This window comes from Sphingomonas kyeonggiensis, from assembly GCF_014196745.1.
GTDB classification, from domain to species: domain Bacteria; phylum Pseudomonadota; class Alphaproteobacteria; order Sphingomonadales; family Sphingomonadaceae; genus Sphingomonas; species Sphingomonas kyeonggiensis.
In genome coordinates, this window is the sequence record NZ_JACIEH010000002.1 from 144,833 (window position 1) to 156,400 (window position 11,568).

General features: G+C 67.7%; 13 protein-coding genes. 9 read left to right on the plus strand and 4 right to left on the minus strand.

Annotated features, from left to right (window positions below):
• The first annotated feature begins 58 nt into the window (after positions 1–58).
• Complete coding sequence (locus GGR46_RS09720) at positions 59–619, plus strand: EF-hand domain-containing protein (protein WP_183997165.1); 561 nt, start codon at positions 59–61, stop codon at positions 617–619.
• Between the two features lie 81 nt (positions 620–700).
• Here GGR46_RS09720 and GGR46_RS09725 read toward each other — a convergent pair whose 3' ends face one another.
• Entirely contained in the window at positions 701–1,552 is an 852-nt protein-coding gene (locus GGR46_RS09725; RefSeq protein WP_183997167.1) for a retropepsin-like aspartic protease, read from the minus strand.
• Positions 1,553–1,612: 60 nt separating this feature from the next.
• Complete coding sequence (gene radC, locus GGR46_RS09730) at positions 1,613–2,293, minus strand: RadC family protein (protein WP_183997169.1); 681 nt, start codon at positions 2,291–2,293, stop codon at positions 1,613–1,615.
• A 194-nt stretch (positions 2,294–2,487) separates the two neighbouring features.
• Between radC and GGR46_RS09735 the strand changes: the two genes are divergently transcribed.
• From GGR46_RS09735 to GGR46_RS09755, 5 genes are all read left to right on the plus strand, one after another.
• Complete coding sequence (locus GGR46_RS09735) at positions 2,488–2,781, plus strand: AtpZ/AtpI family protein (RefSeq protein WP_183997171.1); 294 nt, start codon at positions 2,488–2,490, stop codon at positions 2,779–2,781.
• A complete protein-coding gene (locus GGR46_RS09740; protein WP_183997173.1) occupies positions 2,778–3,554 on the plus strand; it encodes a F0F1 ATP synthase subunit A in 777 nt (258 codons plus the stop codon). Before GGR46_RS09735 ends, GGR46_RS09740 begins: the two co-directional genes overlap by 4 nt.
• Positions 3,555–3,618: 64 nt before the next feature.
• Positions 3,619–3,834, plus strand: a complete 216-nt coding sequence (locus tag GGR46_RS09745; protein ID WP_086130767.1) for a F0F1 ATP synthase subunit C — start codon at positions 3,619–3,621, stop codon at positions 3,832–3,834.
• A gap of 18 nt (positions 3,835–3,852) precedes the next feature.
• A complete protein-coding gene (locus GGR46_RS09750; protein WP_183997175.1) occupies positions 3,853–4,347 on the plus strand; it encodes a F0F1 ATP synthase subunit B family protein in 495 nt (164 codons plus the stop codon).
• Positions 4,340–4,891 (plus strand): F0F1 ATP synthase subunit B family protein, encoded by a 552-nt coding sequence (locus tag GGR46_RS09755; protein WP_183997177.1) that lies wholly within the window; start codon positions 4,340–4,342, stop codon positions 4,889–4,891. The genes GGR46_RS09750 and GGR46_RS09755 overlap by 8 nt, the downstream gene beginning before the upstream one ends.
• A gap of 97 nt (positions 4,892–4,988) precedes the next feature.
• Here the strand turns inward: GGR46_RS09755 and GGR46_RS09760 are convergent, their stop codons facing one another.
• The gene (locus GGR46_RS09760) at positions 4,989–5,429 is read right to left on the minus strand and encodes a surface-adhesin E family protein (RefSeq protein ID WP_183997179.1); all 441 of its coding nucleotides are present in this window, start codon (positions 5,427–5,429) and stop codon (positions 4,989–4,991) included.
• A gap of 100 nt (positions 5,430–5,529) precedes the next feature.
• Between GGR46_RS09760 and GGR46_RS09765 the strand changes: the two genes are divergently transcribed.
• On the plus strand, positions 5,530–5,721 hold the full coding sequence (locus GGR46_RS09765) for a hypothetical protein (protein ID WP_183997181.1): 192 nt from the start codon (positions 5,530–5,532) through the stop codon (positions 5,719–5,721).
• Between the two features lie 152 nt (positions 5,722–5,873).
• Here GGR46_RS09765 and GGR46_RS09770 read toward each other — a convergent pair whose 3' ends face one another.
• Positions 5,874–6,623, minus strand: a complete 750-nt coding sequence (locus GGR46_RS09770; RefSeq protein ID WP_183997183.1) for a class I SAM-dependent methyltransferase — start codon at positions 6,621–6,623, stop codon at positions 5,874–5,876.
• Between the two features lie 97 nt (positions 6,624–6,720).
• Between GGR46_RS09770 and uvrC the strand changes: the two genes are divergently transcribed.
• Together uvrC and GGR46_RS09780 are read left to right on the plus strand one after the other, a co-directional pair.
• Positions 6,721–8,643 (plus strand): excinuclease ABC subunit UvrC, encoded by a 1,923-nt coding sequence (gene uvrC, locus GGR46_RS09775; RefSeq protein WP_183997185.1) that lies wholly within the window; start codon positions 6,721–6,723, stop codon positions 8,641–8,643.
• Positions 8,644–8,731: 88 nt separating this feature from the next.
• Complete coding sequence (locus GGR46_RS09780; RefSeq protein ID WP_183997187.1) at positions 8,732–11,530, plus strand: DUF3857 domain-containing protein; 2,799 nt, start codon at positions 8,732–8,734, stop codon at positions 11,528–11,530.
• Positions 11,531–11,568 lie beyond the last annotated feature (38 nt).

Below are 11,568 nucleotides of genomic sequence, written 5' to 3' on the forward strand. Positions count from 1 at the left end.
GGTCTGAAGTACAACAAGGAGATTGCTGATGTTGAAGCCCATGCTTCTTGCCACTTCTATGATGTTCGCCATCCCGGCCTTTGCGCAGGAAGCGCCGAAGCCGGACAATAGCCAGCCTGCCCAGGCCGCGCCGGCACAGGATCAGGCCGCTACGCCGGCGACCGACGACAAGGCGCCGGGCGTGCAGGAAGAGCCGCAGGGTGCGGCGACGACTGCCCAGGCAACTCCGCAGCCGACTCAGCCGGCGACGCCGGCCGAGGCTTCGCCCGCTGCCACGGCTTCGGCGGCGCCGACTGAGCAGCCTGGTGCGCAGCCTGCGGCCGAGACCGCCAGCGCCGCGCCGGCCGCTGCGCCCGCGACTTCGCAGGAGCAGGTCGCCCAGGCGGTGGGCCGTGACTTTAGCGGCTATGACAAGGATGCCGACGGCAAGCTGAGCAAGACCGAGTTCGCCGACTGGATGGGCTCGCTGCGCAAGGCCGCCGAGCCGGGCTTCCAGCCGGGTTCGGCCGAGGCCACGACCTGGGCCAGCCAGGCCTTCACCAATGCCGATACCGACAAGAATGCGGCGGTGAACAAGCAGGAGCTGACGGTGTTCCTGACGCCGAAGCAGCCAGGCTAAAATAGAGTTTCGTCGCGCCGGATACGCATGGCGCTACTCCCGAACGGTCGCCGGACTTGCCTCCGGCGGCCGTTTGGTTTGTCAGGGCTGGGGTGGCAGCGAGAGCAGCGCGTCCTTGCCCGGGCGGATCAGGAGCACCGCATGCGATAGCAGGTCGAAGCCGAGCAGCGCCTCGCGGCCCGCGCCCGTACGGCGGGCGCTCTGCACGCGCAGCCCTTTGCCGCTCATCGTCAGGGCCAGGGGGCCGACCAGCTCGGCGCTGTCCGCAATTCCCGCGACACCGCCATGCGCTTCCTGGCCGATGACCGGCGCGTCGGGGGCGAACCCGGCGGGTACGCTCGTCCGCCAGGCGCCGCTGTCGAGGAGGAAATCGGCCTGGGTGCCGTCGGGGGCGGAAATCCGTGCATGGGGACGATGGCCGGCGCCCATCGGGGCCGCGATGCCGTCGAGCGTGCAGGCAGGATCGGCCGGCGGAGCCAGGGTTGCGACGCCCTTCCCGAAATCGATCCGCAGGCAATCGGGATCGGCGAAGGATTGCGGGCTGATGATCCCGTCGATGCCCAGCGCATCGAGCATGCCGATTTGCATCACCAGCAGTCGCTCGAACCGGCGCCGTACGGTGCCGATCGTGACATCGGCCTGCTCGAGCGTGCGGCCGGCGACTGCCTTGCCTGCGCTGTCGCGTCCGGTGACCGCGGCGCCCCGGGCAAGGCCCACCGCGTCGGCGAAGCGGGGCGCTAGTACCGTGAGCCCGGCGCCGGTATCGAACAGGAAGGTGCCCGGACGGCCGGCGACGGTGGCGTGGACGATCGGCAGTTGCCCGCCGACCGGGCGGCCGCCGAGCGTCGCGGGGCGCTCGATCGTGAACCGGGGGAGTTCGGCGGCTGGCGCGGCGCCGAGCAGGAAGGCGAGGGCGGGGAGCAGGCGGATCATCGGCCGAAGCTATAATGCCAGGTGTTGCACTGCAATGACACACTTGCCGCCGCCGGGCTTCTAGATCAGCCCCTGTCCCCGCAGCGAGGCGTGTCCTTCGCGGCCCATGATGATGTGGTCGTGCACCGCGATTCCCATGCCCTTGCCCGCCGCGATGATCTGGCGGGTGATCTCGATGTCGGCGCGGCTGGGGGAAGGGTCTCCGGAGGGGTGGTTGTGCACCAGGATCAGCGCCGCCGAGCCGAGGTCGATCGCCCGGCGGATCACTTCGCGAACATAGACCGCGGCCTCGTCGATCGTGCCTTCGCCCATCAGCTCGTCGCGGATCAACATGTTCTTCGAATTGAGGTGGAGCACGCGGAAGCGCTCGATCGCGTGATGGGCCATGTCGGCGCGCAGATAGTCGAGCAGCGCCTGCCAGTTGGCGAGCACCGGGCGCTCGGCGACTTCGGCCCGCAGCAGGCGGAGTGCGGCGGCATGACTGGCCTTCAAGGCCGCGACGCTAGTCTCGCCCATGCCCTTCACCCGGGCGAGCGCTTCAGCATCCGCGGTCAGAACGCCGGCGATGCCGCCGAATTCGTGGAGCAACGCCCTGGCCAGGGGCTTGGTGTCCTGACGGGGAATCGCCAGTGCGAGGAGGTATTCGATCAGTTCGTGATCGAGCAGCGCATCGGGCCCGCCCTCGAACAGGCGGCGGCGCAGGCGCGCGCGGTGGCCGCTATTGTCGGAGGGCTCTGGCATCGCCGCGTTGTTCCTGCAAACCCGGAGTTATTCAAGGCGAGGACTTCTCCGAAACGGGTTGGAAATGTGTTAGAGTTGACTCGCCCGGCAGTGCTTCCTAAAGCGCCCGAGCAACGCAGCCGTACAGCTGGCGATGCTCAAATGTCGCCGGCACGTTCGGCGGCTTTTTTCATATCTGGATCGCCTTGACCGCCTTGACCCAAGACCGTGCTCCCAGCGACCTTGACCGCCGCATCGCCGATGCGAAGGCGGCCGAGGCTGCGCGCACCGGGCAGGTCATCAAGGCGCCGGCCGACGCCAAGGGCTACAAGCAGGGCTCGCGCGTGCTGATGGATCTCATCGGCATGCCGCTGGGCGGCGGCGTTCTCGGTTTCGCACTGGATCGCTGGATGGGCACCACGCCGTGGTTCCTGCTCGGCTTCGTCCTGCTGTCGTTCGTGGCGGCCTTCCGCAGCATCTACAAGATTTCGAAGGAGCGGGCAGAGTGAGCGCCGGCGCAGCAATCAATCCGATGGAGCAGTTCGAGGTCGGCAAGCTGATCAAGTTCGATCTGCTTGGCTACGATCTCTCGTTCACCAACTCGGCCCTGTTCATGTTCGTCGTGGCGGCGCTGCTGTTCGTGTTCATGCTGGGTGGCATGAAGCGTGCGCTGGTGCCGGGCAAGTGGCAGCTGATGGCCGAAGGCGCGGTGGGCTTCATCGATTCGATGGTGAGCACAAGCATTGGCAAGGGCGGCAAGAAGTTCGCCCCGTACATCTTCTCGCTGTTCTTCTTCATCCTGTTCGCCAACCTGGTCGGCATCCTGCCGCTGGCGGTGGTGCCGGGGCTGCACACCTTCGCGGTGACCAGCCACATCACCGTGACCGCGGTGCTGGCGTTCTTCTCCTTCGGCATCGTGCTTGCCGTCGGCCTGTGGAAGCACGGCTTCAAGTTCTTCGGCCTGTTCGTGCCGCACGGCGCGCCGCTGTGGCTGATGCCGGTCATCATCCCGGTCGAGTTCATCTCGTTCATGGTGCGTCCGTTCTCGCTGGGCCTGCGACTGTTCGTCGCGATGACCGCAGGGCACATCCTGCTCGAAGTGTTCGGCAGCTTCGCCGTGCAGGGCCTCAACGCGGGCGGCATCGGCTATGGCGTGTGGTTCGCCTCGATGCTGATGATCATCGGCGTGAGCGCGCTCGAACTGCTGGTCTGCGCGATCCAGGCGTACGTCTTCGCGCTGCTGACCTCGCTGTATCTCCACGACGCGGTGCACCTGCACTAAGTCGCGCTGTTTCGTTTGATTTGTTGGATTACGTAGGGAGCTAGAAATGACTGACGTTGGTGCAATGTACATCGGTGCCGGCCTTGCTGCGATCGGTATCGGCCTGGCCGCGCTCGGCGTGGGCAACGTGTTCGGTTCGTTCCTCGAGGGCGCGCTGCGCAACCCGGGTGCCGCTGACGGCCAGCAGGGCCGCCTGTTCATCGGCTTCGCCGGTGCCGAGCTTCTGGGTCTTATCGCGTTCGTCGTCGCGATCCTGATCCTGTTCGTCGTCAAGGGCTAAGGTTCAAGGACAGCCAAGATGCCGCAGCTATCCCAAATCCCTGAGATCTACGCGTCGCAGCTCTTCTGGCTCGCGATCGTGTTTGCGCTCATCTATTTCGGGATCGGCAAGGCGATGGTCCCGAAGATCGAGCGTACGGTCGAAGACCGCAACGCACGCATCGCCGGCGATCTCGCCGCGGCTGAGGCTGCCCGAGATGCGGCCGCGGCGTCCGACGCCGCCTATGAGTCCGGGCTGGAAGCAGCCCGGGCCACGGCGCTCGGCACGCTGAGCAAGGCCAAGGACAAGGCGACCGCCAAGTCCGAAGCCGAAGTGAAGAAGGGCGACGCGGCGTCCGAGGCGAAGATCGCCGAGGCTACCGTGCGCATCGAAGCGACCAAGACCCAGGCGCTGGGCGAGATCGAGGCCGAGACGGTGGATGCCGTCCAGGACATCGTCGCCAAGCTCTCGGGCGTGAAGGCCGACCGTGCCTCGGTCGCCCAGCAAGTGAAGGCGGCGCTGGCCAATGGCTGAACAACCCCATGGCATGAAGGCGGAGACCGGTACCGTGGAACTGCATCACGAGCCGGCAGCGTTCGGCATCACCGCACCGGGCTTCGTCGCCATCGCGATGCTCATCGTGCTCGGCATCATCCTGTACAAGCGCGTGCCGGCGATGATCGGCAAGATGCTCGATGCCAAGATCGAATCCATCCGCCAGCAGCTCGACCAGGCAACCGCGCTGCGGGTCGAGGCGGAGGCCGAGCTGGCCGCGGCCAAGGCGCGCAACGCCTCGAGCGCGGCGGATGCCGCCGCGATCGTCGAGCATGCCGAGGCGGAAGCCAAGGCGCTGCTCAAGAAGGCCGAGGCGGACGCCAAGGAACTGACCCAGCGCCGCGCCAAGATGGCCGAGGACAAGATTTCGGCTGCGGAGCGCACCGCGATCGCCGAGGTCCGTGCCAGGGCCGCCGATGCGGCCACCGCCGCTGCAGCCGCGATCATCGCGGAGAAGCACGGTGCCGAGGCCGACAAGGCGCTCGTCGACACGACGATCGCGGGTCTGGGCCGGCTGAACTGATCTTCCGCTCCGGCGGATCGTCGAAAGAAAAAGGGCGCGCCTCCCCCGGGAAGCGCGCCCTTTTCGTGTCCGGAGCCGATGTGTCGCGCTTCGGATTTCAGCCGGCGGTCTGGAACTGGCCGGGCGCGTCGGTGATCGGATTGGCCACCGCGGTGCCGCCCTTGCGCAGGCAGGCGAAGTCCATGATCGCTTCGTTGATGCTGTCCGGCTTGGGCCGCTTGACCTGGTTGAGCGTCTCTGACGGCTCGGTGCGCAGGAGCTTCCCGCCGGCAGTGTAGAAGCTGTATTCGAGCGTGCGGAAGCTCTTGTCCACGCAGTTGAACTCGGTGCGGATCTTCGCCGCGACGATGCCTTCGTCGAGCGGCCGGACATAGACGCTCTCGACATCGCCGATGATCTTGTCGCCCAGCGGGCGCAGGCTGTCGAGGTCGACATAGCTCATCGTGTTGTCGTTGCCCCCGACGCGGTACCATTGCTGGGCGGCGGCGGGCGTGGCGGCTAAGGGCAGCAGGATTGCGACGGCTAGCAGGATGCGCATGATCAGTTCCCCAGGATATGCGGCGCCATGCTGCCATGACTCCATTTCGGTGGGAAGCGTCGTGCTGGCCGGGGCGGGCCGGCGGGGCTAGGGTGGCGGCATGACCACCCAACGCTGGCTCCAGCTCGCCACTGCGCTCACCGCCCTGCTGCTCGTCTTCATGATCGGGGTGGCGTGGCACAGCGCCGTGGAGGAGCACCGCCGGGCAAACGACATCGGTACGCGCACGCAGGAGACGATCGAGCGGATCGAGGCCCGGGCGAACGCGCTGGAGAATGCGGCGGGGCGGTAGTTTTCCAATTCCTCCCCGAGCTTGTCTCGGGGAGGGGGGGGCATCGCGCAGCGATGGTGGAGGGGCCGGCGCAACGCGCCGGTGCCCGGCGCGCCCCTCCACCACCGGCTTCGCCGGCGGTCCCCCTCTCCCAGCAAGCTGGAGGAGGAATTTCAGGCCTTCGGCTTGCGGAACCGGTAGATGAACTGGTCGGTCTTGCCGCGCAGTTCCGGGGTGAAGACGTTCGCCGTGTGCGGGTCCGCCGCGTTGCGCAGCAGGGGCAGTTCACCGTCGAACTTGAAGCCGACGGATTCGATCTCGGCTCGGGCGGCGGCGGGATCGATGCGGTGGAGCGTCTGTGGCAGCGCGAAATCGGGATCGGCATTGGCGACATGGTCGATCACCAGCAGCACGCCGCCCGGCTTGAGCGAATCATAGAGCTTCTTCGCGATCGCCTTGGCCGAACCCGCGGGCCATGCCTTGAGGTGCAGGTCGTGCCAGTTCTGCACCGTCACGATCGTGTCGAGCGGCTCGGGAAAGGCGACGCTCAGCAGGCTGTCGCTCGACGGCACGACATTGGCGCGGCCCTCGACCGCGGCCTTCTGCTCATCGGCATAGGCGGCCCGGAACTTGATGAACTCGGCGGGCTGATAGGCATAGACCTTGCCCTTGGGGCCGACGACGCCGGCGAGGATGCGCGTCCAATAGCCGCCGCCCATGATGAAGTCGGCGACCTTCTCGCCCGGCGCGACCTCGGCGAAGGCGAGGATCTCGCCCGGATGGCGCGCAGCGTCGCGGTCCTTGTCGGCGGCGGGGCGGCCGGCATCGCCCAGCGCGGTGGCGATCGGGGCAGGGACGGTCTGGGCGTGGGCGGCGAGCGGTGCGGCCAGCGCGAGGAGCGTGGCGGACAGGACGAGCTTCATGGGGACGACTCTCCTAAGTGTGTGGGTGGAGCATGACACATTGATGTGACCGATCAAGTTGCCCGCGACGAAAGCGGACCCTAAATCCCGTCCGACGATGTCCGATCCCAATTCACCCAACCGCTTCAACGAGGAAACCGCCACCTTCGCCGTGCGCGGTGCCGAGACGCCCGATCTCGATGCGGGCGTGGCGGCGATCCGCAACGTGCTGAAGACCCTGCCGGCGCGCCCGGGCGTCTACCGGATGCAGGATGCGCGCGGCGACGTCCTCTATGTCGGCAAGGCGCGGGCGCTGAAGAACCGGGTGACCAACTATACCCAGGTGATGCGCCTGTCGAAGCGGCTGCAGCGGATGGTGGCGCAGACCCGGTCGATGACGATCGTCACCACCAACAACGAGGCCGAGGCGCTGCTGCTCGAGGCGCAGCTGATCAAGCGCTTCCGCCCGCCCTACAACGTGCTGCTGCGCGACGACAAAAGCTTCCCGTTCATCCTGCTGCGTCGCGACCACGAATTCGCGCGCATCCAGCTCCACCGCGGCGCGCGCAAGGCGAAGGGCGATTATTTCGGCCCGTTCGCCGGCGCAGGCCAGGTGCGCAAGACGCTCAACGCGCTGCAGAAGCTGTTCCTGCTCAGGAGCTGCACCGACAGCTTCTTCAATACCCGCGACCGGCCGTGCCTGCTCTACCAGATCCGCCGCTGCTCGGCGCCGTGCGTCGACCGGATCGCGCCCGAGGCCTATGGGGAGCTGGTCGACGACGCGCGCGACTTCCTGATGGGCAAGTCGACCAAGGTGCAGGCCAAGCTCGGCGTGCAGATGCAGGACGCCGCGGAGAATCTCGATTTCGAGCTGGCTGCGATCCTGCGCGACCGGCTGAAGGCGCTGACCTTCATCCAGGGCAGCCAGGCGATCAATGCCGAGGGCGTGGGCGATGCCGACATCTTCGCGCTCGCCAACAAGAGCGGCGTGATGGGCATCCAGGCCTTCTTCATCCGCGGCGGGCAGAATTGGGGGCATCGCAGCTTCTTCCCGGCGCACACCAACGACGTGTCCGAGGACGAGGTGCTCGCAGCCTTCCTGATGCAGTTCTACGAGGAAGTGCCGCCGCCCCGGACGATCTTCGTCGACCGCAACCTGGAGGAAGCGGCCCTGCTCGCGGAAGCCCTTCGGGAACGCGCCGGGCACAAGGTGGCGCTGGGGGTGCCGCAGCGCGGGCCGCGCCGGCGGCTGCTCGACCAGGCCAAGCGTAACGCGGTCGAGGCGCTCGATCGGCGGCTGGCCGAGGGTACGACCCAGGCCAAGCTGCTCGCCGAAGTCGCCGATCTGTTCGAGCTGCCCGAGCCGCCCGAGCGGATCGAGGTGTACGACAATTCGCACATCCAGGGCACCAATGCGCTGGGTGCGATGGTCGTGGCGGGCCCCGAGGGCTTCCAGAAGAACCAGTATCGCAAGTTCAACATCAAGCGCGCCGAGACCAAGCCGGGCGACGATTATGCGATGATGCGCGAAGTGCTCACCCGCCGCTTCGCCCGCGCGGTCGAGGAGGATCCGGATCGCCAGGGCGGCACCTGGCCCGACCTGGTGCTGCTCGACGGCGGACGCGGGCAGCTCAATGCGGCCAAGGCGGTGCTCGAGGAGCTGGGCATCGAGGATGTCTGCATGGTCGGCGTCGCCAAGGGGCCGCATCACGGGCGCGAGGGCCGCGAGGTGTTCCACCTGATGGACGGACGCGAGCTGATGCTGCCGGTCAACTCGCCCTTGCTCTTCTACCTGCAGCGGCTGCGCGACGAGGTGCACCGCTTCGCGATCGGCGCGCACCGCGAGAAGCGCGCCAAGGCGATCGGCGCGAGCCCGCTCGACGAGGTCCCCGGCATCGGCCCGGCACGCAAGAAGGCGCTGCTGATGCATTTCGGCACGGCGCGGGCGGTGCGCTCGGCGAGCCTGGAGGATCTGCAAAAGGCGCCAGGCGTCAGCGCCGGCGTCGCGCAGCAGGTCTATGATTATTTCCACGCTCGATAAGCCACCAAAACTGCATAGATAATCCATGCGCCCGGCTTGCCGCCGCGCCGGTGCGCGTTAGATTCGTCCTCGAAACGAGGGGGAACAAATGGTGCGCAAGGGGCTGGTGTCGTTCGTGTTGCTGGGTGCGGCAGGGACCGCGCATGCGGGTGACAAGCCACTCTACCAGCCGGCACCGGCGTGGATCGCGGCCGCCCCGTTGCCCGATGCCGCCAAGCTCACCGATGCCGATCCCGCGCTGGTGCTGAACGATGTGCAGCAGCGCGTGAATGCCGGCCAGGTCTGGGCCTATGCCGACCAGGCCACGCGGATCGTCTCGCCGCAGATGCTGACGCAGCTCGGCACGGTACAGCTGCCCTGGCAGCCCGACGAAGGCGACTTGATCGTCCACAAGGCCGAGATCATCCGGGGTAGCGAGCATATCGACCTGCTCGTCGGCGGGCAGGGTTTCGAGGTGCTGCGCCGAGAGGAGCAGCTCGAGCAGCTCCAGATCAACGGCACGCTCACCGCGACCATGACCGTGCGCGGGCTGCGCGTCGGCGATGTGCTGCGGCTGAGCTATTCGGTGACGAGCAAGGACAAGGTGCTGGGCGGCAATGCGCAGACCTTCGTGCCCCTGATCGCCGCGCCGGCGCGCGTGGGCTTTGCCCGGGTGCGGCTCTCCTGGCCCTCTGCCGCGCCGCTGCGGTGGCGCAGCTATGCCGACGGCGCCACGCCCAAGGTGAGCAAGCGCAACGGCTTTGACGAGCTCGAAGTGACCCTGCCGCTGCCCAAGCCGGCGGAACTCCCCACCGATGCGCCGGTGCGGTTCCAGAAGCTGCAGATCCTGGAAGCGACCAGCTTTGCCGACTGGCAATCGGTCTCCGCCGCGCTGGGGCCGCTCTACGCCACCGACGGGACGATTGCGCCGGGCAGTCCGCTGGCCGGGGAGGTCGACAAGATCAAGGCGGTGTCGAGCGATCCGCGCACCCGCGCCGCGCTGGCGCTGCGGCTGGTCCAGGACGAGATCCGCTATCTGTTCGAAGGGATGAACGGCGGCAACTACACCCCGCAGGCGGCGGCCGATACCTGGACGCGCCGCTATGGCGACTGCAAGGCCAAGACCTTGTTGCTGCTCGCGCTGCTCCATGCGCTGGGGGTCGAAGCCGAGCCGGTGGCTGCCAACACCGGCATGGGCGACCTGGTCGCCCAGCGCCTGCCCAGCGCCGGCGCGTTCGATCATGTGCTGGTGCGCGCCACGATCGGCGGCCAGTCGCTCTGGCTCGACGGGACCGGATCGGGCACGCGACTCGCCGATCTCGACGACACGCCGCCGTTCCGCACCGTGCTGCCGCTGCGTGCGGGCGGCGCCGGGCTGATGCCCTTGCCGATGCACGCGCCGGCGCGCCCGATGATGGAGACCACCATCGATTTCGACCAGCGTGCCGGGCTGAGCCTGCCGACGCCCGTCACCGTCACCGTGATCATGCGTGGGCAGATGGCCGAAACCATACGGGCGATGTCGAGCCAGGCGAACAAGGAACAGCTCGACGAGATGGGGCAGGGCATGGTTTCCGGCCTGCTCGGCGATGCGCTCGTCGTCGATCGCAAGCTTTCCTATGATGCCGAGACCGCGACGGCGACGGCCGTGGCGAGCGGCATCATCAGCTCGCCCTGGAAGCTGGAGGAGCGCCGCTACCGCATCCCGCTCGATCGAATCGTTTCCAGCGGCCAGTTCGAAGTCGATCGGGCCCGGCCCGCCTGGAAGGATATCCCGGTGACGACGGCCCCGGCACCCTTCGCCGCCGTGATGCGGACGCGCGTGCGCCTGCCCGGCCAGGGTGTCGGCTTCACGCTGGAAGGCGACCAGACGCTGCCTGCGCGGCTGGCCGGCGTGCCGATGACGCGCAAGGTGACCTTCGCCGGGGGAGAAGTGCTGGTCGAGGATCGCATGTCCGGCGACGCCGCCGAGGTCGCCCCGGCCGATGTGCCCGCGGCGCGCGCGCAGATGGCGCTCGCCAAGACCCGGCTGCTCGAGATGCTGGCGCCCGCAGACTATCCGCCGCGCTGGAAGATCGCCGCCGCTGCCGGCAAGAATGGCTTCGCGCCGATCCTGGCCGTGTATGGCAAGCAGATCGCCGACGAGCCCGAGGAGACGTTGGGCTATGTCAATCGTGCCTCGTTCCTGGGCGGAATCTGGGATTGGAAGGGCGCCGAGGCAGATCTCGGCAAGGCGATCGCCATCGAGCCGACTGCGGCGCTCTATCTCAGCCGCGCCCGGATGCGTACCGCGCAGGGCAACGACAAGGGAGCGCTCGCCGATGCCCAGGCGGCGCTGGCGCTCGATCCGGGTTCGACGGCAGCGACCAACCTGATCGCCTCGCTTCGCTTCCGTGCGGGCGAGCAGGCGGCGGCACTGGCGCTGATCGACGAGCGGATCGCGGCGGGCGGCAAGGCCAAGCAGGGCTTCGTCATGGAGAAGGCCGAGCTGCTTGGCGAGGCCGGGCGCGTCGATGAAGGCATCAGGCTGATGGACGAGGAGATTCGGGTGACGCCCGGCAACGAGGCGCTGCTCAATTCGCGTTGCTGGCTGAAGGGCACCAGGAATGTCGCGCTGGACACCGCGCTGAAGGACTGCACGCGCGCGATCGAGATCGCCGAGAACCCGTCCAACATCTACGACAGCCGGGCCATGGTCTATTTCCGCATGGGCCGGATGGAGGAGGCGCTGGCCGATCTCGATGCCGCGCTCGAAGTCTCCCCGATGCAGGGCAGCAGCCTGTTCCTGCGTGGTGTGGTGCGCCGGCGGACGGGGGATACCAAGGGCGCCGAGGCCGATCTGGCCGCGGCCCGGCTGATGTGGCCGCGGGTGGATGAGGATTATGCCAGGTACGGGATCAAGCCCTAATCCCCGTGCGCGTTGGCTAAATCTTCACGCCCCGGTGT